Below are 20,536 nucleotides of genomic sequence, written 5' to 3'. Positions count from 1 at the left end.
CTTTTCCGCGTGCGCGGCAATGCAAAGTCGTGCGCGCCGATAGCGAGAATGGAGAGTCATGTCGAATAAACCGATTCGCAAAGCCGTCTTTCCCGTCGCGGGGCTTGGCACGCGGTTCCTGCCCGCCACCAAGACCGTGCCCAAGGAATTGCTGCCGGTCGTGGACCGCCCCTTGATCCAATATGCGGTCGATGAGGCGCGGGAAGCAGGCATCGAGCAGATGATCTTCGTCACCGGGCGCGGCAAGGGCGCGATCGAGGATTATTTTGACATCGCCTTCGAATGCGAAGTCACCCAGCGCGAACGGGGCAAGGATCTTTCTGCGCTGGAAGGCACCCGGCTCGATCCCGGCAACGCCGTGTTCCTGCGGCAGCAGGAGCCGCTGGGCCTTGGCCACGCCATCTGGTGCGCGCGCGACATCGTGGGCGACGAGCCCTTCGCTATCCTGCTCCCCGACGAATTTATGAAGGGCGCGCCCGGCCGGGGCTGCATGAAGCAGATGGTCGACGCCTATGACAAGGTCGGCGGCAACCTCGTCTGCGCGCTTGAAGTGCCGATGGAGCAGACGCCCAGCTATGGCGTGATTGATCCGGGCGCCCGCGACGGCGCGCTGACGGAAGTGAAGGGCCTTGTCGAAAAGCCCGCGCCGGGCACCGCGCCTTCCAACCTGATCCTGCCGGGCCGTTACATCTTGCAACCCGATGTGATGAAGATCCTGGAAACGCAGGAAAAGGGCGCGGGCGGCGAAATTCAGCTTACCGACGCGATGGCTTCCCTGATCGGCCGGCAACCCTTCCATGGCGTGACCTTCGACGGCCGCCGCTTCGATTGCGGGTCGAAAGCCGGTTATATCGAAGCCAATCTGGCGTTGGCGCTGGACCGCGAAGACCTGAGCGACCACATCCGCGCCTTCGCGACCGCCGAACTGGGCCTGGCCAAGGTCGCGGCGGCGGCCTGACGACCCGCCCTGCCCCCTCCCGCGTGCGGGAGGGGGCAGGCGTGCCTCTCGGAGCCAACGGCTCTCCGCTCGTTTGAAGCGCCGCCGGGAAACCTGATGTCGCGCTGTCCAGCGCCGGGCGATGGCATGGGATGGGTAGCGGACAGGGTTCTCTGGCCGAAACTGGCCGCATGGCACCCCGTGCCAGCGGACCAATGGCCCGCAACGAACGCCGCCCCGCCGCCCGGCAAAAAGGGCAGGGAAGCCATCGCCGCCCCGCCCTTCAAAAGGCTTTTGCGCTGTTCGGATCGTCAGAACGGCACTTCATCATCCAGATCATTGTCGAAATTCGGCCCACCTGCGCTGCCCCGGCCGCCACCGCTGCCGCCCTGCGAACGACCGCCGCTCGCGCCGCCACCGCCAAAGTTTCCGCCGCCGCCGCCGAAATCGTCATAATCGCCGCCGCCAAAGCCGCTCGAACCGCCGGACCAGTCGCTCCCGCCCTGCGAACGGCCACCGCCGCCCTGACCGCCGCCGCCTGGCGCGCCGTCCAGCATGGTCAGCACCGCGCCCGGTCCTTGCAGCACCACTTCGGTGGTGTAGCGGTCGTTGCCCGACTGGTCCTGCCATTTGCGGGTTTGCAGCTTGCCCTCGATATAGACCTTGCTGCCCTTACGCAGATAGCGTTCGGCTACGCCTGCCAGCCCTTCGGAAAAGATCGCGACGCTGTGCCATTCGGTGCGCTCCTTGCGCTCGCCCGAATTGCGGTCCTTCCATGTTTCGGAGGTCGCGATGCGGATGTTGCACACCTTGCCGCCATTCTGGAAGCTGCGGACTTCCGGGTCCGCGCCCAGATTGCCGATCAGAATGACCTTGTTAACCGAGCCCGCCATGATCCCTCCGAAGCGTATAAAGCGGTCCTTATAGAGCGCGGCGCGAAGCCGTCTACTCCCCTATGACAGGCCGAGCGCGGTCGCCGTCCAATATGTCGCGCCCGCGGCCAGATAGGCCAGCACGAACAGATATCCGACCATGAAGGCGGGCCATTTCCACCCATTGGTTTCCCGCCGCGTCACGGCGATGGTGGAAATGCATTGCGGCGCGAAAATGAACCAGGCGAGGAAAGCCAGCGCGGTCGGCAGCGACCATTTGTTCTTCAGCCGCTCGCCCAGGCTCTGCTCCAGCTTCGCCTCATCGTCGCCCGCGTCGATGGAATAGACGGTCGCCAGCGCCGACACCGCCACTTCCCGCGCCGCCATCGCCGGGATCAGCGCCAGCGAAATGTCGCGATTGAAGCCCACCGGCTCCAGCACGACGTTGAGGCCGCCCGCGATCCGTCCCGCGATGCTGTGGTCCACCTGGCTGGCGGGATTGCCGTCGGGCACGCGGGGGAAGCTCAGCAACACCCACAATATGACGGTGGAGGCAAAGATGATCGTCCCCGCGCGCTTCAGGAAGATGATCGCGCGCTGCCACAGGCCCAGCGCGATGTCGCGCGGGCGCGGCCATTGATATTTCGGCATTTCCATCAGGAATCCGCCGCTTTTCCCCTTGGTCACGGTCATGCGTAACGCCAGCGCCACCAGCATCGCCCCGATGATTCCCGAGACATAGAGCAGGAACAGCACCAGCCCCTGCAGGCCGATGCCCCATCCAACGTCCCGCGCCGGGATGAAGGCGCCGATGATGACGGCATAGACCGGCAGCCGCGCTGAACAGGTCATCAGCGGCGCGATCAATATGGTCGTCAGCCGGTCTTTCGGATCGGAGATGGTCCGCGTCGCCATGATCCCCGGCACCGCGCAGGCGAAGGAGGAGAGCAGCGGGATGAAAGCCCGTCCCGACAGGCCGACCTTCGCCATCAGCCCGTCCATCAGGAAGGCGGCGCGGACCATATAGCCCGTCGCCTCCAGCATCAGGATGAAGAAGAACAGGATCAGGATCTGCGGCAGGAACACCACCACCGATCCCACGCCATTGATGACGCCGTCGACCAGGAAGGACCGGAATATGCCGCTGGGCAAGGCATCGCTCACGATATTGCTCGCCGCTTCGGCCCATCCCTCGATCATCGCGATGGGCGCTTCCGACCAGGCATAGACCGCCTGGAACATGACGAACAACAGCCCCAGCAGCAGCAGCAGTCCGAACAACGGATGCAGCGCCACCCGGTCCACCGCCGCCGTCAGCCGCCGCGACGGCGTTTCCCGCACGATGGCCGCCTGCGCGATCCGCCGGGCTTCATGTCGCAGCAGATCGAAATCGCGTCCGACGATGACGGCGCGCGCGGCCATCGCCGGCCCGTCGATCAGGCTTTCGAGATCCTTGAGCAGATGGTCCAGCCCGCGCTTCCGCACCGCGACAGTGGGGATGACCGGCACGCCCAGTTCGCGCGACAGCACCGCCGCATCCAGTTCCAGCCCGTCCCGCGTCGCCAGATCGACCATGTTGAGCGCCACCACCGTGGGCAGCCCCAGCGCGATCAGTTCCAGCGCGAACCGCAGATGATTGTCGAGATTGGAGGCATCGACCACCACCACCAGCGCGTCGGGCCGCTTTTCCCCATCCTGCCTGCCCAGGACGACGTCGCGCGTGACTTGTTCATCGGGGCTGGCCGGGGACAGGCTGTAGGTGCCGGGCAGGTCGACCAGCTCCACCGGCCGCCCATCGGACAACGACAGTCGCCCGGCCTTGCGCTCCACGGTGACGCCCGGATAATTACCCAGCTTCTGCCGCGCGCCCGTCAGCGCATTGAACAGCGCGCTTTTTCCGGCATTGGGATTGCCGACCAGCGCGACCAGCGGCATGGCGCTCATGCGACCGTTCCTTCCGGTCCGGTGCGGACGGTGATCGCTTCGGCATGATTGCGCCGCATCGCGATGGTCATGCGCCCGACCTTGCAGGCAATGGGACCGCGCCCGAACAGGCCGCCATGGTGCAGCGCCTCCACGCTGGCGCCTTCGCACAGGCCGAATTCGCGCAGCCGCTGCCCTTCCGTCGCGGAAAGGGCGTTCCAGTCGATAATGTCCACATAGGCGGGTTGTCGCAGCGGCAGGTCGGTCAGGCGCAAGGAAGGGCACTCGTCACAAGGTTTTGCGAGTGACTATCAATTACTATTGGACATGGCCAGTGCGAATCCGTCCCCGGCGCTCAGACTACGGGATAGCGCAGCCGCCCGATGAACCGCGAAAGGCTGAGCCGTTCGCCGCCGCCCGCTCCCTTGAAACGGGCCTTGGATCGCTCGAACCGCATCACCTCTTCGATGCGCCGGGCCAGGAAGGCGCGGCTTTCGGTGTGATCGTCGCTCTCATCGTCCAGAAATACCAGCAGCGTGGCGGCATAGACGCCCCCCAGCGTCATGCGCTTGCTATAATGGGCGAAGTCGGTCGCTTCGTCGCCCGCCGCGCGCCACATCGCATCGGCGGCGCGCCAGCCCAGCTTTGCTGCGCGGAGGCCGTTGCGGGGCATGGCCATGATCGCGATGGCCCGGCGTAACGCTTCCCGGTCCGGCGCAAGCAGGGCAAGACGCGCTTCGACCAGAGCGGTGATCCGCGCGCGGATGGACAGGGCGGCGAGCGTCTGGGCGGAGAGGGAATCGGTCATCCGCGTGTCGATGCTGGCGAACCAGGCGTCGATCATATCCATCGCCCCGCCCGGAAAGGCGAGCGCCGCAATATCCGGGTCTATGCTCTTTTCAGCCGCCGCCATGGCGATGGCTTCATCCTTCCAGCCATCGAACGCGGCGTGGCGCGGGAGCAGGGGCGCAAGGGCGGCCCGCATTTCGTCAAGGGTAAGGTCGGCGGTCATGGAACCGCTTTAGAGCATTGGCCCGACAAGTGGGAACCCGTTTTTCGCTAGGGCTGGTCCCTGACCCTGGCCGACCAGGGAAGCCGCACGAGGATCAATGCCGCGGCAATCGCCATCATGCCGACCAGATCGGTCACGCTCATCCGCTCATCGAACAGCAGCCATCCGACGACGGCTGACACGGCGGGCTGGATCATCAGGCTCAATCCCAGCACCAGCGGCGAAAACCAGCCGATCGCATAGGTCAGCAGCCCCTGTCCGATCAGTTGACTGGACAGCGCGAGGGCGATCAGCGGCGTCCAGTCCGCCGGCATGACCTGCTCTCCCGCCGCGATGGATATGATCAGCAGCGGACCCGCGCCGGACAGGCTGGCGATGGCCAGCACCGACCAGCTGTCGAGCCGCTGCCGCACATCCTGCACGCTGATCAGATAGCCGGTGTAGAGCAGCCCCGCCATCAGGCAGAGCAGGTCGCCGCGCAAATAGCGGGGCGACAGTTCATAGCTTCCCCCCATCAATATCCCGCCGCCGACCAGCGCCAGCAACAGTGCCGCAAGCTGAGGCCGGTGCAGCGCCTGGCGCAGGATCAGCAACCCCCATAAAGGCAGCACCAGCGCACTGATATTGCCGAACATGGTCGCATTGGCGACTTTCGTATGGTGGATGCCCGCATGCCATGTGGCGAGATCCGCGGCGAAGAAGAGGCCCGCCAATATCATCAGGCTCCATTGCCGCTTGCCCAGCGACGCGGTTCGCAGGCGGGGCAGGGCGAGGAGGAAGAGGAAGGGGGTGGCCAGCGCCAGTCGCCAGAAGGCCGCCGCAATCGGCCCCACATCGCTCAGGCGCACCAATACCGGACCCATCGCCAGAAAAATATTCGCAAGGACAAGGGCGGGAAATGCCATGGGCGGCACATGTTTTTGCATCATGGGCATTGAACCGGCCATGGCGGCTCCCTAGCTGGCTTCGGCACCCATGTCCCGTTTCAAATTGAAACTGTATGAAGGGAATATCCATGCCGACCCTGTTCGATCCGATCTAGCTTGGCGCCATAGCCGCGCCCAACCGAATCCTGATGGCCCCGCTCACTCGCGCGCGGGCCACGCGCGACCATGTGCCCACGCCCCTGATGGCGGACTATTACGCCCAGCGCGCGCAGGCGGGGCTCATCATCAGCGAGGCGACCGGGATTTCGCGTCAGGGGCTGGGCTGGCCCCATGCGCCCGGGCTCTGGACGGAAGAGCAGGTGGAGGCATGGAAGCCCGTGACCGAAGCGGTGCACAGGGCAGGCGGCAGGATCGTGTCGCAGCTCTGGCATATGGGCCGCCTCGTCCATTCCAGCATGTCGGGGCAGCAGCCCCTGTCCTCCAGCCCGATCACTGCGCCCGGCGACGCCCATACGAATGCAGGCAAGCAGCCCTATGAAACGCCGCGCGCGCTGACGGTGGATGAAATCCCCGCGCTGCTGGATAGCTATGCGGCGGCCGCCCGCAACGCCATCGCCGCCGGGTTCGATGGGGTCCAGATCCATGCCGCCAACGGCTATCTGATCGACCAGTTCCTCCGCAACGGCGTCAATCATCGGGACGACGACTATGGCGGCAGCCCGGAAAACCGCGTCCGCCTTTTGCGCGAAGTGACGGCCATCGTCGCCGATGCCGTCGGCGCGGATCGCACCGCTGTCCGTCTTTCGCCCAATGGCGAATCGCAGGGCACCGATGACAGCGACCCCGCCAGCCTGTTCCCGCTCGCGGCGCAGGCGCTCGACCGGATCGGCATCGCCTTTCTGGAACTGCGCGAACTCCATGCGAATGGCAGCTATGGCAGCAGCGACGTGCCACGCCAGTCGCCGCTGATCCGCCGGCATTTTTCCGGCCCGCTGGTGCTCAACAGCGATTATGACGCGGCGCGGGCGCAGGCGGATCTGGACAGCGGGCTGGCCGACGCCATCAGCTTTGGCCGCCCCTTCATCGCCAATCCGGACCTGCCGCTGCGCCTGCGCCGGAACGCGCCGCTCAATGCGTGGGACATGGAGACATTCTACAGCGGCGGCGCGGAAGGTTACGTCACCTATTCCGCGCTGGAAGCCGCCTGAATATCAGCCCTCGAACCGTTCCCGCAACTTCAGCATGGCGATGGCGGCCTTGGCCGCCTCGCCGCCTTTGTCCTTTTCGGTGCGGCGGGCGCGGGTGAGGGCCTGCGCTTCGTTCTCGACCGTCAGGATGCCATTGCCGATGGCGATGCCGTCCATGCTGAGCGCCATCAGGCCGCGCGCGCTTTCGTTCGACACGACTTCGAAATGATAGGTTTCGCCGCGGATCACCACGCCGATGCCGATAAAGCCGTCATAGCGCCCGCTTTCCGCCGCCAGCGCGACCGCGCCGGGGATTTCCAGCGCGCCGGGCACGGTGACGACATCATATTTATGCCCCGCTTCCTCCAGCGCGGCGCCTGCGCCTTCGATCAGCAGGTCGTTGAGATGGTCGTAGAAGCGCGCCTCGACGATCAGGAACTTGGCCATGCTTAATTATCCTCCGGAAGCGTGATGGAGCGTTGGCCGACGACGGCCAGGTCATAACCGTCCAGCGCCACCAGACTGCGGTGGCTGTTGGTGAGCAGGATCATGTCATGCACGCCCAGTTCGGCAAGGATCTGCGCGCCCACGCCATAATCGCGCAGTTCATCGTCCATGCCTGAAGGAGCCTTGCCCGCATGGCGCTCCAGAAAGCGCGTAATGAATTCCGATGTGCTGCCCCGCGCCGTCAGGACGACGATGATGCCCGCGCCCTCTTCACCGATGATCTCCATCGAATGCGACAGCAGGTTGCCGCGCGCGCCGGTCGCGCCATAGATATCGTCCAGCATCGACATCTGATGCATCCGCACCAGCGTGGGTTCGTCCGGAACGATATGTCCCTTTTGCAGCACGAGCTGATCGGTCTGGGTCGCCTTGTTGTAGAAGCTGATGGCTTTCCAGTCGCCGCCCCACCGGCTGGTGAAGGTCGTTTCCGCGCGCCGTTCGACCATATGATCGTGGCGGCGGCGATAGGCGATCAGGTCACGGATCGTGCCGATCTTCATCCCATGCTTCTGCGCGAAGGGGATGAGGTCGTCGAGGCGCGCCATGGTCCCGTCATCCTTCATCACCTCGCAGATGACGCCGGAAGGATTGAGACCGGCGAGCCGGGCCACGTCGACCGCCGCTTCGGTGTGGCCCGTGCGGACCAGAACGCCGCCATCCTTGGCGACCAGCGGAAAGACATGCCCCGGCGTCACGATGTCGTCGCGGCTTTTCGAACCGTCGATGGCGACGGAAATGGTGCGGGCGCGGTCGGCGGCGCTGATGCCGGTGGTGACGCCCTCGCGCGCCTCGATCGACACGGTGAAGGCGGTTTCATGCCGCGTGCCGTTGTTGCGGCTCATGAGGTCCAGGCCCAGCTCGTCCACCCGGCTTTTGGTGAGCGCCAGGCAGATGAGGCCGCGGCCATGCGTCGCCATGAAGTTGATCGCATCGGGCGTCGCCATCTGCGCGGGAATGACCAGATCGCCTTCATTTTCCCGGTCCTCGTCATCGACCAGGATGAACATGCGGCCGTTGCGGGCTTCGTTGATAATCTCTTCCGGGCTGGCCAGCGCCGTGCCGCCCGCGCGCCGCTGGAGATAGGTTTCCAGCTTGCCCAGCGTCTCGGCCGTAGGGTTCCAGTCCGTCTCGCCCAGACGGCGCAGGCTGTTGGCGTGCAGCCCGGCGGCGCGGGCAAGGCCCGACCGGGACATGCCCCCATCGGTGACGAGCGAACGAAGGCTATCGATTAATGCGGCGGACATGGAAAGCGACTCCTCGCTCGGAATGACATGATGAGTCATATTTCACACTGCAATGTGATAATTGCAAGTGGAAATCACATTGAGCGGTCGCGAAGAGACTGCATGCGGTCCAGATAACGGGCCAGCACATCAATCTCCAGATTGAAGGCGCGGCCTTCCGGCAGGGTTTCCAATGTCGTGGCGGCGGCCGTGTGGGGAATGATATTGAGGCCGAAATGGGTCGAGCCGTCCGGCTGATCCTCCACGCTGTTCACGGTCAGCGAAATGCCATCGACCGTGATCGAGCCCTTGGCCGCGAGCGATGGCGCAAGTTCGGCGGGCGCGCGGATGACGAGGCGGATGGAATCCCCTTCCGGGGTGGCCGACACCAAAATGCCCACGCCGTCCACATGGCCCGTCACGATATGCCCGCCCAGTTCGTCGCCCACCTTGAGCGCGCGTTCCAGATTGAGCTTGCCGCCCTGCCGCCACAGGCCCGGCGCGGTGCGCGCCACCGTTTCTGCGGACATGTCGACGGCGAACCAGTCCGCGCCTTTTTCCACCACCGTCAGGCAAGCGCCCGAACAGGCGATGGAAGCGCCGATCGCGACGCTTTCCATGTCATAACCGCAATCGATGACCAGCCGCAGGTCGCCGCGCTGCTCGGTGGAGCTTATGGTGCCGATGTCGGTGATGATGCCGGTGAACATGGGTCGATGGTCCTGAACGTCGAAAATCGGAAACTGTGAAACGCGACTTAGAACAATGCGCGGTAAAGCGAAACCACCTCCATTGCCCTGAGCGCCGCCCATAAAGCCGAACGGTCGGTTTTCGGCCAATGGCCGCCACCCCACCTCCGTTCAGGGCGAACGGAGATGGGAATAGCAGACAGTCCACCTTCCACCCAAACCGGCCAGCCACTATGCCCCGCGCGCTGCCGCGTAAACCTCCAGCCGGTCGACGCCCAGCCGTCTTTCGTCGGTCAGCGTCCATTTCCCATGCGCCTGAGCCAGGTCGGCAAGGCCGATGTCGCCCAGGGCCGGCAGCCCGTCGCCGATCAGGATCGGCGCGCGATAAAGCAGCAGCCGGTCGACCAGCCCGGCCCGCAGGAAAGCGGCCGCCGTCTGCGCGCCGCCCTCCACCAGCAGATGATCGACCCGGTCCAGCGCGGCAATATCCTCCGGCCGCCTGATCCGCTCCCAGCCGGAAGGCGCTTCGCCCCGGCTGAGCAGGATGCGGCGGGGCGAGCGGCTTTCCATCCCCGGCAGCCGCACATCGAGCCGCGGCGCATCGGCGCGCAGCGTGCCGCCGCCGACCAATATGGCGTCATGCCGCGCCCGCTCCAGATGGGCGTGCGCGCGCGCGTCCGGCCCGGTGATCCAGCGGCTCGATCCGTCGGGCAGCGCGATCCGGCCGTCGAGCGACAGGCCCAGCTTCAGCGTGACGGCGGGCCGCCCCAACGTCTGTCGCAGCACGAAACCGGCCATGGCGGCGCGCGCCTCGGCCTCCATCAGTCCCATTTCGACGATGACGCCATGATCGCGCAGCCATGCCGCGCCCTGGCCGTCCGTGCGTGGATCGGGATCGCGCAGGGCGATGACGATGCGCCGGATTCCTGCGCGCGCCAGCAGGTCGGCACAGCGCGGGCCGCGTGGGGACAGGTGAAAACAGGGCTCCAGCGTCACATAGGCCGTCGCGCCATGCGCCCGGTCCATGGCCTGTTCCAGCGCCTGCGCCTCGGCATGGGGGCGTCCGCCTTTCTGCGTCCAGCCGCGCCCGACGATGCGTTCGTCCCTGACGATCAGGCAGCCAACATTGGGATTGGGGGTGGAAAGGCCGCGTCCCCGCCCGGACAGGGCGATCGCCGCCGCCATGAAGCGCCGGTCGGCGGCGGGATCGGCTTTGCCATCGGCAGGCGGCATCATGGCGCTCAGGGCTGGGCCGCTCCCGTTGCGGGCTGTTGCCCCGCTTCGGCCTTGGCAAGCCGCGAATCGAGCTGGGCGTTGATCTGTTTCAACGCTTCCTGGCGGCGGGAACGGTTGCGCGCTTCATCCTCGCGCCAGTCGATGCCGAACATGTCGGCGACATGCTGCATTTCCTTTTGTTTCGTCTCCAGCGCCGCTTCCCTTTTGGCCAGTTCCATCTTCTGTTGCAGGATGATCGCGGCATCCGACCGGTTGGTATCCCAACTCTGCACATAGATGATCTGGTTGCGCGTCGGCATGGTGTTGGTGTTCGCGTCCAGCACGAACACCCATATGATCAGCCAGGTGATCGCGACGGACAGGCCCAATATCGGCCATTTATGCGGACGTTGCGCGCGGAAATAGCTCCACAGGTCGTGGAGCGCGCTCCTTGGAGAAGCCGGACGGGGGAAAATCGCCATCGCGCTCATATAGGACAGGAGCGGCCCGGATGCAAAAGGCAGTGAAACCGGTTTTTGCATCCGGGCGGCATCGCGTCCCGTTCAGTTGTTCTGCAAGCGGAAATGCACGGTCAGCACCTTGCTGCTGGCGACTGGGACGCCATCGCGAGTCGCCGGGGCGAACCGCCATTTCCGCAGGGCATGGCGCTGCGTCGCCAGCCAGAAGGCGTCGTCCGAGGCGGAAAGCCGCTCGATAGCCGTCACCCGGCCGTTCGCGCCGATCGTCACCCTGACCTTCACCGATCCTTCGATCCCCTGCCGGATCATCGTGCCCGGATAATCGGGCTGGAAGGCGGCAAGCGCCTTTGGATCGATGGCCGCATCGACGAAAACGGGCAGCGCGGGCGGGTCGGCGGGCGGATTCATGCCACCGCTCACCATGCTGCCGCCGTCCCCTTGCGACGGGCCATCCGTTCCGGTCAGGGCGTCGTTGAAACCGCCCAGCGGGACAATCGTCTCCGGCGCGGTGGGCCGTTCCATGGTGGGCTGACTAGGCTTGATGTCCGTCTGCTCCGGCGGCGCGATTTCGGGTGGCGGCGCATCCAGGGGAATGTTGGTTCCCTGCAAGGTGGTGGGAATGAATGTTGTTATCATCTCCCTGGGCATCAGCAGGATCGCGCCCACGACGATCGCATGGACCGCGATGGCGCCGCCAATGCCGATGGGTGATCGCCTGCTGCCGCGATAGCCGGACATGGTTGCGCCGCTCGCCGGTCCCATTGTAATCGAACCCATGACTGCATCCTCTTCACTCGACATGCCTCTTTTTGAGACTGTGTAACATTACACCATACCATAATGATATGTTGCAACATTAATTTTCGGTCGAGCGACTGAAACCGCGTTCCCTTCTATGACTCCCTCTGGACTTCACACAACCAAGGCTCTGCTAGAACAGACTGTCGATGGCGTGGATCGCCAGCCCCACCAGCCCGCCCACCAACGTGCCGTTGATGCGGATATATTGCAGGTCGCGACCCACGGCATTTTCCAGACGGCTGGTAACCGTGCCCGCGTCCCAGCCCCGTACCGTTTCGCTCACCAGCTTGACGATCGAATCGCCATAGCTGGCCGTGGCGCCGACCGCTGCCCGTCGTACAAAGCGGTTGATCGGTCGCCGCAGCCGCTCTTCGCTCTGAAGCGTCTCGCCAAGTTGCTTGAGCGCCTCGCCCAACCGCCCTGCCATGGCCTTGCCCGGATCGCGCACCGCCCGCAGCATCCCGGCGCGCGCCTGTTCCCACATGCCGTCGATCCAGCGCTGCATGGCGGGATTGTCGAGAATCTCGTCACGGACGCGAGCGACCTTCGCCTGCATCCCGATATCGAACTGCAGGTCGGCGGCCAGCTTTGCCATGCCTTCCTCCGCCTTCAGGCGCAGACCGTGGCCCGGATCGTCCGCCATGTCGGCCAGCAGCTTTCGCAGCCCGTTCAATATAGCGCTGGCAAGGTTTTCATCCAGTCCGGTCCAGCGCATGATCTTGCCTGCGCGTTCATGCACCATCTGGCGGATGAGATGCTCATTCCCTTCCAGCGTCCGGTCGGCCCATCGGATGATGCCGTACATCACGGGCGCGTGCCGCCCGTCGCGCATCGCCGCTTCCAGTGCCTGTCCGATCAGAGGGGCAAGGTTGACCGCGCGCAGCCGCTGGCCGATCGCGCCCTTGACCATGCCGCCCAGCCGTTCCTGGTCCAGCGTCTCCAATATCTCGGCCGCCAGCCGCGACGCGCCTTCGCGCAAGCGTCCGTCCCCACCGGAGGGACTGGCAAGGAATCGTCCGGCCGCCGCCGCCACATCCAGCCCCCGCATCCGCCGCGCCACGACGGCGGGGGTCAGGAAATTGTCGCGCAGAAAGAGGGCCAGCGTGTCTCCGATCCGGTCCTTGTTGCGGGGGATGATCGCAGTGTGCGGGATCGGCAGCCCCATCGGATGGCGGAACAGAGCCGTCACCGCGAACCAGTCGGCCAGACCGCCGACCATGGCCGCTTCGGCGAACGCCTGGACGAAGCCGATGGCGGGATGCAGGTGGACGCTGGCGCGGGCGGCGAGGAAAAGCGCCGCCATGAGCAGCAACATGCCCGTTGCGACCAGCCGCATGTTGCGGGCCGGATGGGCTGGCATATCGCTCAGGGGCCGGGTCACGCGGAGCAGCTTCATGGCTCTCCAACGGTTACGCCACCGTTTCGTTCAGGCAAGCCCTTCTTTTTGTATCCGTTCACTCGGCTGGCTGGGTCTGGCCGGCATGGGCCTTGTCGTCGCCCGTTTTATAGGTCAGCAGCCGTCGGCTCAGGCGCGGGCCGATCCATTGTTCCGCGCCCAGCGCCAGGCTGAACGTTGCGGGCACGATCACCAGCGTGAGCAGTGTCGAGAGCAGCAGGCCGCCGATCACGGTAACGCCCATGGGCGCACGCCATGCGCCGTCGCCGCCCAAGGACAGGGCCGTGGGCACCATGCCGGCCACCATCGCGACAGTTGTCATCACGATCGGCTGCGCGCGCTTGTGGCCCGCGTCCACGATGGCTTCGAACTTCGGCACGCCCTTTTCCATTTCCTCCAACGCGAAGTCGATGACGAGGATGGAGTTCTTGGCGACGATCCCCAACAGCATCAACAGGCCGATGAACACCGGCATGGATAGTGGATTGCCTGTCAGATGCAGCGCCAGCGCGCCGCCCAGAGGCGCCAGCAGCAGCGATCCCAGATTGACGAAGGGCGGCATGATCCGCTTGTAGAGCAGGACTAGCACCGCCAGCACCAGAAGGATGCCGGACACCACCGCGATGACGAAATTCACGAGCATTTCCGCTTCGAACTTGCTGTCGCCCGCGTTGATTTTCTGCACGCCCTGAATCTTGCCCTCCAGCACGGCCTTCATGGTGGGCAGGGCATTGATCTTCGCCGTGGCCTGGCTGGTCACGATGCCCGGCGCCAGATCCGCGCCGACCACGACGCGGCGGATCTGGTTATAGCGCCGGATCTGCGTCGGGCCGGAGCCGAATTCGATGTCGGCGACGACCTTAAGGGGGACCGAACCGCCGCTCACCGTGGGCACAGGCATGTTCGCGATCGTGGCCATGTCCCGGCGGCTGCCCTCCTGCACGGCGACGCGGATCGGGATTTGACGGTCCGACAGCGAGAATTTCGCGGTGTTCTGGTCGATTTCGCCAATGGTGGCGACGCGGATGGTGTTACTGAGCGCCGCGGTCGTCACGCCCATGCTGGCGGCAAGGTCGAAGCGTGGCTTGATGACGATTTCGGGCCGCTGCATGTCGCCATGGACGCGCGGTGCGCGGATTTCGCGGATGCCCGCCATTTCCGAAACCAGCTTGTTGGCGGTGTTCTCAAGCAATGCGGGATCGTCGCTGCCCATCATGATGACGATGTCGCGACCGAAACCGCCCCCCGACTGTGACTGGAAATTGACGCGCGCGTCAGCGATCTGCTGGAATTTGGGCGCGACCTTTCGTTCCCATTCGACCGACGATATTGGCCGGTCCTTCCGCAGGGTGAGGAAGATTTCCGCCTCGGTCGTTTCGATATTGGCAAAAGCCGCTTCGACGACATCCTTGTCTGCCGCCAGCATGTCCGCGACGCGGCGCGCGACCGCGGTGGTCTGCTGCAAGGTGCTGCCGGGCACCGTTTCGATCTGCACCTGGCTGAAGTCGGTGTCCATCGTGGGTTGGAAGGCCATGGGCAGCGTTCCGAAAGCGACAATCGTCGATAGCAGCGCCAGCAAACCGATGGCGACGGTCCAGAGGCGATGATCGCGCAGCCATGCGGTATGACGCGCCATGCCGCCCTTGGCGCGATGGGCTATGGCGCGCCGCTGATCCAGCGACCAGCGCAGCACGGCCATATAGCGATCCATCAGCCAGCCCTCGCCATGGCTTTCCTCGCCATGGGCCTTCAGGAAATAGGCGGCGATCATGGGCGTGACCAGACGCGCCACGGCAAGGCTGAGCAGCACCGCGACCACGACGGTGAGGCCGAATTGCTTGAAGAACTGGCCGGACAGGCCCGGCATCAGACCGACCGGGAGGAATACCGCCACAATCGCCATCGTCGTCGCCAGCACCGCAAGGCCGATCTCGTCCGCCGCGTCTATCGCTGCCTGATAGGCCGTCTTGCCCATGCGCATGTGGCGGACGATATTCTCGATCTCCACGATGGCATCGTCGACCAGCACGCCTGCAACGAGGCTCAGCGCCAGCAGCGAAATGCTGTTCAGCGTGAAGCCCATCATGTCCATGAACCAGAAGGCCGGGATCGCCGACAGGGGGATGGCCAGCGCGGATATCATCGTCGCGCGCCAGTCGCGCAGGAACAGGAACACGATGACGACCGCCAGCACGGCGCCTTCGATCATCGCCTGCATGGCGGAATGATACTGGTCCTTGGTGTAATCGACGCTAGTGTAGAGCTGCTTGAAATGGACCTTGGGATTTTCCTTTTGCAGCGTGTCGAGAATCTTGATCGCTTCGTCATAGACGGTGACGTCGGACGATCCCTTGGCCTTTTCCAGACGGAAGCTCGTCACCTGCCGTCCGTTCATCAAAGCGAGCGAGCGTTGTTCGGCATACATGTCGCGCACTGCGGCCAGATCGGCCAGCTTTACCGTCCGTCCGCCCGAAATGCCGATTTGCGTTTGCCCCAGCGCGTAGGCATCCTTTGCGTTGCCAAGCACGCGGATGGCCTGCTCTGCGCCAGCGATTTCGGTGCGGCCGCCCGCGGCGTTCAGGTTTACCTGCTGTAATTGCTGGTTCACCTGAGCCGCGGTCACGCCGTGCGATTGTAGCTTGGCGGGGTCGAGTATGACCCGGATTTCCCGGCTGACGCCCCCGCCGCGCGTGACCGCCGCCATGCCTGGTACAGCCAGCAATCGCTTTGCCACGGTATTGTCGACATACCAGGACAATTCTTCCAGCGTCATGTCGGTGGCTTCCGCGCCGAAATAGGCGATCGGGCCGCCATCGATGTCGACGCGTCTGACCTGCGGTTCCAATATGCCTTCCGGCAGGTCGCTGCGGATTTGATCCACGGCGTTCTTCACGTCGTTGACGGCGCGGTCGACCGGCGTGCCGATCTCGAACTGCACATTGGTGAGCGATTGACCTTCCGACACTACGGAGGTGATTTCATCGACCCCGCTGATGGCGCGGACGGCCGCCTCCACGCGTTGCGTGACCTGCGTTTCCAGTTCGGTCGGTGCGGCGCCGGGCTGAAGCACCGTGACGCTGGCCATCGGGAAGCTGATGTCAGGCTGCTGGTTCACGTCCATGCGGCTGAAACTGACGAGACCCGCCAGCAATAGCGCCACGAACAGCACGATCGGCGATGTAGGGTTGCGGATAGCCCAGGCGGAGATGTTGCGAAAACTCATGACGGCCTTTCTCGCCGGACTGATCCTGCTGTCGGACAGCGGTTTGCGAACCGCCGCCGCTGTATCACTGTGTCTTGCGGAATTCCGGCTTCACCTTCTGCTTCGGGGTCAGGAAGGCGCCCGCCGTTTCCACGATCCGTTCACGGCCCGTCAGGCCGCTTTTCACCGACACGCCCGTATCGGATACTTGGCCCACGATGACATTGCGACGTTCCACCTGATTCCTGCTGTCGATGATATAGACGTAATTGCCTTTGTCGTCGCTTTGCACCGCCGATTCGGGGAGAAGGGGGGACTGACCCGATCCGCTCACGATCGTGGCGGAAGCGAATCCGCCGGGACGGATCGCGGCATTATAGGCAACGGCGATGCGGGCGATGCCCTGCCGGCTTTGCGGATCGATCACCGGCGATACCTGCCAGACCCGCCCAGCGAACTGCGCGGAGCCGCCAACTGGCTTCACCATGGCGCTGTTGCCCGGCCGCAGCGTCGCCAGATCGTCCTCGCTGACCTGCGCCAGCATTTCCATTTCGCCGCCCTTGGCCATGCGGAACAGCACGCCGCTGCCCGCGCCGACGATCTGGCCCGGCTCTACGTCCCGCGTCAGCACCAGCCCGGCGGCGGGCGCGCGAATGTCCAGCCGTCCGTTGCGCGCGCGCTGTTCGGCCAGTTGCGCGACAGCGACGTTCACGCGGGCCTGCGCGGCATCGCGGGTGGCCGTGCGCTGGTCGATATCCGCCTGGCTGATGAAGCCGCGCGCCACTAGCGCCTTGGCACGATCCAGTTGTGCCTGGGCGAGCTTAGCGTCGGCGCGCGCCACCTCTATCTGCGCGGCCAGCGAACGCGCCTGCTCGGTCTGCACGGAGCGTTCGATCACCGCGAGCGTCTGGCCCGCGCGCACCCAGTCGCCCGGTTGCACCAAAACCTGCCGCACTTCCCCGCCTTCGCCGATGACGCCGACCGGCATTTCGACGCGGGCCGCCAGCGAGCCGGTCGCGTTGACGGTGCGTTCGACGTCTGACGAACCCGGGCTGATGACGGTGACGGCTGGAATGGTCTGTGCAGCAGAATCGTCGCCTGCTGCCGGTTTTCCATGCATCGACAGCCAGAGCGCCAGAATGATGAGGGCGATGGCTGCGCCCGCTGCGATCGGCAGCCACCGGCGCCCGCCGGGCTGAATCGACCCATCGTCGACAAGCGCGGCGTCCTCGCTCGCCAGCGGAGTTTCGTAATTCATGCCGATTCCATCTCTCCGGCGCGGTGCCTGTTTCGGGGCGCTGTATTATATGAATATATCACTGGTCTCAAGCCCCAATATCATGGGATAAGAGCGGTCGGCAAAGCGATTCTCGACAGCGGCGGAACCTGCTCTTGCAAGAGGTCGCGGGCGTGATGCAATCGCTTTGGTGAAGGGGCGGATGGAGGCGCATATGGAATTGATGGGATGGATTCTCCTCGGCTTGCTGGCTGGAGCGGTGGCGCGGCTCATCATGCCGGGCCGCGACCCGGGCGGTTGCATCGTGACGATGCTGCTAGGGACGGCAGGCGCCCTTCTGGCTGGTTATGCCGGGCGGCTGGCGGGCTTCTATGGCCCCGACGAGTCCGCCGGTTTCATGGCCGCTATCGTGGGATCGGTCGTCATATTGGCAATCTATCGCCTGTTCGCGGCGCGCCGCTGACGGAGCGGAAGAGTGACGGGAAAGGGCCGCCCCATCCTCCTAAGCGGGGGATAGAGCGGCCCTTTTTTGCGATCCAAACAGGGTGCCTTTTTTTAACGCACCGATCCGCGTCTTATCAGATTCACGATCGCTAGCAGGATGATCGCGCCGACCAGCGAGACGAGGAAGCTGTATACGGTCAGTCCGTCATTGATCGACCCGCCGCTGAAGATGAGGCCGCCGACGAACGCGCCGACAATGCCGACCACGATGTTCAGCAATATGCCCTGTTGCGCGTCGGTCCGCATGACCATGCTGGCGAGCCAGCCGATGACACCGCCGACGATAAGCCACAAGATAATGCCCATATTTCTCTCTCCTTGCACCAGCGCCCCCAAGCGGGTTGGCTGATGCATTCAACGGAGAAAGCGGCTTTCCGTTCCTTGAGAAAAATTTCGCCTGAAAAACGATTCGCGCATGCCCGGAGCGCCTGACATAAAAAAGGCCGCAGGATGCTGTCCCGCGGCCTTTCTTTCCGGTGGAGAGCGCCTGCTCAGTAACGCTGCTGCCGTTCGTAGAGGGATTTATAATATTGGATGCGGGTGACGCGCAGGCCATGCATGCCCGACCGGTCGACCGCGCGCTGCCAGCTTGCGAATTCTTCCAGCGTCAGGTCATAGCGTTTGCACGCTTCGTCCACGCTCAGCAGCCCGCCATTCACGGCGGCGACTACCTCGGCCTTGCGGCGCACGACCCAACGCGTTGTGTTCGCGGGGGGCAGGCTGTCCAGAGTCAGGGGTTCTCCGAGCGGCCCGACGACCTGTGCAGGTCGGATTTTCTGGTTTTCAATCATTCTAACCCTCAAATAGCGGCACTGGCATTGCCGATTTTGGAAAGTGGTTCCCTTATGCGCGTCAGCCCTGAAGATCGGCTAAAGCGCCACGGTAAACACCTCTTTCATCATCCTTGCCTCCCCTTAACCGGCTTGCGACCAGCGGGTTGAAGCTGCCCCCAAGGTGAACGGCCTCGATCATGCCGCCGAAACGTGGCGCGAAGATTCCCGCCAGTTCCTGAACCCAGTCCTGCATTCCCTCCTGCCCCCGCAAAAGGCCCGCCACGGCCTGCGCCGTCGGGCTGGCGGCCTGCGCCGCAGCCGATGTGGCGCGAAGCAGGGGCCATACCGGCACATGCGGCAGGCTGACGGGTCTGGCGTTGGCGGAACTGAACCCGCCGCCTCGAATGAATCCCAAGTCCATGGCAGGGGATGTAGAGGGAAAAGGATAAGGCTCGGTAAACCCGCCAACGGTTCGTCGCATGTTTTGCGGGCATGTTTCCGTTGACTGCGAGTGGGAATCCCGCTGGAACCGGAGGGGAAGGGCGACTATATGCGTGCCCATGCAGCCAGAATTCCAGTTGCCCGAGCCGCTCGATGCGCGGCGCATCGTCGTTGCCATGTCCGGCGGTGTGGATTCGAGCGTGGTCGCCGCGCTGGCCGCGCGCACGGGCGCGGAAACCATCGGCGTGACCTTGCAGCTCTACGATCATGGCGCGGCGGTGGGCCGCACCGGAAGTTGCTGCGCGGGGCAGGACATCCGCGACGCGCGCGCGGTCGCCGACCGGATTGGCATAGCGCACTATGTCTTTGATTATGAAAGCCGGTTCCGCGATTCGGTGATCGCCGACTTCGCCGATGAATATATGGCTGGCCGCACGCCCATCCCCTGCGTCAAATGCAATATGGGGGTGAAGTTCACCGACCTGTTCCAGATCGCCCGCGACCTTGGCGCGGACTGCCTCGCGACCGGCCATTATGTCCGCCGGGTGGTCGGGGCGCAGGGCGCGCAGCTGCATCGGGCCGCTGATCCGGCGCGCGACCAGAGCTATTTCCTCTTCGCCACGACTCAGGCGCAACTTGATTATCTGCGCTTTCCCCTTGGGGGCCTGCCCAAGCCGCAGGTGCGGGAGATCGCGGCGGATCTGGGCCTGTCCGTGGCGTTGAAGCCCGATAGTCAGGACATCTGCTTCGTGCCCGATGGCGATTATGCGAAGATCGTCCGCAAGCTGCGCCCGGATGCGGATGAAGGGGGCGACATCGTCCATGTCGATGGCCGCATATTGGGACGGCACAAGGGCATGATCCATTACACGGTCGGCCAGCGCAGAGGGCTGGAGATCGGTGGCCAGCCCGATCCACTCTATGTCGTGCGGCTCGATGCCGAAGGGCGGCGGGTAATCGTGGGGCCGAAAGCGGCGCTGGCGGTCGACGCTGCGCGTTTGAGCGATATCAACTGGCTGGGTGGTGATTTTACCGGGCCACTCACTGCTAAGGTCCGTTCCATGGCGAAGCCCGTGCCAGCGCGGCTCGACGGTGATCGGCTGGTATTCGATGCGCCCGAATTTGGCGTCGCGCCGGGCCAGGCGGCGGTGCTCTATGCGGGCGACCGGGTGCTGGGCGGCGGCTGGATCGCGGCGACCGAAGCTGCAATGGCGCAGGCTGCATGAGTATTGTTTACTATGTGCCGCGCGG

Annotated in this window: 21 protein-coding genes; 4 read left to right on the top strand and 17 right to left on the bottom strand. The window is 64.6% G+C overall.

The window, feature by feature from the left end; genetic code table 11:
- Positions 1 to 58: 58 nt before the first annotated feature.
- Positions 59 to 958: a UTP--glucose-1-phosphate uridylyltransferase gene (locus tag LDB26_RS16780; protein WP_257539271.1), complete on the top strand. Its 900-nt coding sequence runs from the start codon at positions 59 to 61 to the stop codon at positions 956 to 958.
- 290 nt (positions 959 to 1,248) lie between these two features.
- On the opposite strand, the gene ssb is transcribed toward LDB26_RS16780, so the two are convergent.
- From ssb to LDB26_RS16755, 5 genes are all read right to left on the bottom strand, one after another.
- Positions 1,249 to 1,830 carry a single-stranded DNA-binding protein gene (gene ssb / locus LDB26_RS16775; protein WP_306812040.1) on the bottom strand — a complete coding sequence of 194 codons (582 nt, stop codon included), beginning with the start codon at positions 1,828 to 1,830 and terminating at the stop codon, positions 1,249 to 1,251.
- A gap of 60 nt (positions 1,831 to 1,890) precedes the next feature.
- Complete coding sequence (locus LDB26_RS16770) at positions 1,891 to 3,753, bottom strand: ferrous iron transporter B (RefSeq protein WP_062061817.1); 1,863 nt, start codon at positions 3,751 to 3,753, stop codon at positions 1,891 to 1,893.
- Positions 3,750 to 4,007, bottom strand: coding sequence for a FeoA family protein (locus LDB26_RS16765; protein WP_062061814.1), 258 nt, complete (start codon positions 4,005 to 4,007; stop codon positions 3,750 to 3,752). The genes LDB26_RS16770 and LDB26_RS16765 overlap by 4 nt, the downstream gene beginning before the upstream one ends.
- Before the next feature lie 80 nt (positions 4,008 to 4,087).
- Positions 4,088 to 4,744, bottom strand: a complete 657-nt coding sequence (locus LDB26_RS16760; RefSeq protein ID WP_257539270.1) for a COQ9 family protein — start codon at positions 4,742 to 4,744, stop codon at positions 4,088 to 4,090.
- 47 nt (positions 4,745 to 4,791) lie between these two features.
- Positions 4,792 to 5,649 carry a DMT family transporter gene (locus LDB26_RS16755; RefSeq protein WP_257539269.1) on the bottom strand — a complete coding sequence of 286 codons (858 nt, stop codon included), beginning with the start codon at positions 5,647 to 5,649 and terminating at the stop codon, positions 4,792 to 4,794.
- 146 nt (positions 5,650 to 5,795) lie between these two features.
- On the opposite strand from LDB26_RS16755, the gene LDB26_RS16750 reads away from it, so the two are divergent.
- The gene (locus tag LDB26_RS16750; protein WP_306812070.1) at positions 5,796 to 6,839 is read left to right on the top strand and encodes an alkene reductase; all 1,044 of its coding nucleotides are present in this window, start codon (positions 5,796 to 5,798) and stop codon (positions 6,837 to 6,839) included.
- Positions 6,840 to 6,842: 3 nt separating this feature from the next.
- Here the strand turns inward: LDB26_RS16750 and ribH are convergent, their stop codons facing one another.
- From ribH to LDB26_RS16705, 9 genes are all read right to left on the bottom strand, one after another.
- A complete protein-coding gene (gene ribH, locus LDB26_RS16745) occupies positions 6,843 to 7,265 on the bottom strand; it encodes a 6,7-dimethyl-8-ribityllumazine synthase (RefSeq protein WP_062061806.1) in 423 nt (140 codons plus the stop codon).
- A 2-nt stretch (positions 7,266 to 7,267) separates the two neighbouring features.
- A complete protein-coding gene (gene ribB / locus LDB26_RS16740; RefSeq protein WP_257539267.1) occupies positions 7,268 to 8,569 on the bottom strand; it encodes a 3,4-dihydroxy-2-butanone-4-phosphate synthase in 1,302 nt (433 codons plus the stop codon).
- 74 nt (positions 8,570 to 8,643) lie between these two features.
- Positions 8,644 to 9,258, bottom strand: coding sequence for a riboflavin synthase (locus LDB26_RS16735; RefSeq protein ID WP_257539266.1), 615 nt, complete (start codon positions 9,256 to 9,258; stop codon positions 8,644 to 8,646).
- 210 nt (positions 9,259 to 9,468) lie between these two features.
- A complete protein-coding gene (gene ribD / locus LDB26_RS16730; RefSeq protein WP_257542175.1) occupies positions 9,469 to 10,422 on the bottom strand; it encodes a bifunctional diaminohydroxyphosphoribosylaminopyrimidine deaminase/5-amino-6-(5-phosphoribosylamino)uracil reductase RibD in 954 nt (317 codons plus the stop codon).
- Positions 10,423 to 10,478: 56 nt separating this feature from the next.
- The gene (locus LDB26_RS16725) at positions 10,479 to 10,934 is read right to left on the bottom strand and encodes a hypothetical protein (RefSeq protein WP_231746370.1); all 456 of its coding nucleotides are present in this window, start codon (positions 10,932 to 10,934) and stop codon (positions 10,479 to 10,481) included.
- Positions 10,935 to 11,015: 81 nt separating this feature from the next.
- A complete protein-coding gene (locus LDB26_RS16720; RefSeq protein ID WP_062061797.1) occupies positions 11,016 to 11,708 on the bottom strand; it encodes an energy transducer TonB in 693 nt (230 codons plus the stop codon).
- 154 nt (positions 11,709 to 11,862) lie between these two features.
- Positions 11,863 to 13,128, bottom strand: a complete 1,266-nt coding sequence (locus tag LDB26_RS16715; RefSeq protein ID WP_257539264.1) for a DUF445 domain-containing protein — start codon at positions 13,126 to 13,128, stop codon at positions 11,863 to 11,865.
- Between the two features lie 58 nt (positions 13,129 to 13,186).
- On the bottom strand, positions 13,187 to 16,351 hold the full coding sequence (locus tag LDB26_RS16710; RefSeq protein WP_062061779.1) for an efflux RND transporter permease subunit: 3,165 nt from the start codon (positions 16,349 to 16,351) through the stop codon (positions 13,187 to 13,189).
- A gap of 64 nt (positions 16,352 to 16,415) precedes the next feature.
- Positions 16,416 to 17,588: an efflux RND transporter periplasmic adaptor subunit gene (locus LDB26_RS16705; RefSeq protein ID WP_062061776.1), complete on the bottom strand. Its 1,173-nt coding sequence runs from the start codon at positions 17,586 to 17,588 to the stop codon at positions 16,416 to 16,418.
- Between the two features lie 193 nt (positions 17,589 to 17,781).
- On the opposite strand from LDB26_RS16705, the gene LDB26_RS16700 reads away from it, so the two are divergent.
- On the top strand, positions 17,782 to 18,030 hold the full coding sequence (locus LDB26_RS16700) for a GlsB/YeaQ/YmgE family stress response membrane protein (RefSeq protein WP_062061773.1): 249 nt from the start codon (positions 17,782 to 17,784) through the stop codon (positions 18,028 to 18,030).
- A gap of 92 nt (positions 18,031 to 18,122) precedes the next feature.
- Here LDB26_RS16700 and LDB26_RS16695 read toward each other — a convergent pair whose 3' ends face one another.
- The 3 genes from LDB26_RS16695 to LDB26_RS16685 form a co-directional block, all read right to left on the bottom strand.
- Positions 18,123 to 18,377 carry a GlsB/YeaQ/YmgE family stress response membrane protein gene (locus LDB26_RS16695; protein ID WP_062061769.1) on the bottom strand — a complete coding sequence of 85 codons (255 nt, stop codon included), beginning with the start codon at positions 18,375 to 18,377 and terminating at the stop codon, positions 18,123 to 18,125.
- Positions 18,378 to 18,562: 185 nt separating this feature from the next.
- A complete protein-coding gene (locus tag LDB26_RS16690) occupies positions 18,563 to 18,862 on the bottom strand; it encodes a DUF1153 domain-containing protein (protein ID WP_062061767.1) in 300 nt (99 codons plus the stop codon).
- Between the two features lie 61 nt (positions 18,863 to 18,923).
- On the bottom strand, positions 18,924 to 19,259 hold the full coding sequence (locus LDB26_RS16685) for a hypothetical protein (protein WP_373886127.1): 336 nt from the start codon (positions 19,257 to 19,259) through the stop codon (positions 18,924 to 18,926).
- A 145-nt stretch (positions 19,260 to 19,404) separates the two neighbouring features.
- Between LDB26_RS16685 and mnmA the strand changes: the two genes are divergently transcribed.
- Positions 19,405 to 20,511, top strand: coding sequence for a tRNA 2-thiouridine(34) synthase MnmA (gene mnmA, locus LDB26_RS16680; RefSeq protein WP_257539260.1), 1,107 nt, complete (start codon positions 19,405 to 19,407; stop codon positions 20,509 to 20,511).
- The last annotated feature ends 25 nt before the right edge of the window (positions 20,512 to 20,536 follow it).

This window comes from Sphingobium sp. CFD-1 (genome assembly GCF_024611115.1).
GTDB classification, from domain to species: Bacteria; Pseudomonadota; Alphaproteobacteria; order Sphingomonadales; family Sphingomonadaceae; genus Sphingobium; species Sphingobium baderi_A.
Note: the sequence above shows the minus strand (reverse complement) of the source record. Positions and strands in the feature narration are given on the sequence as shown.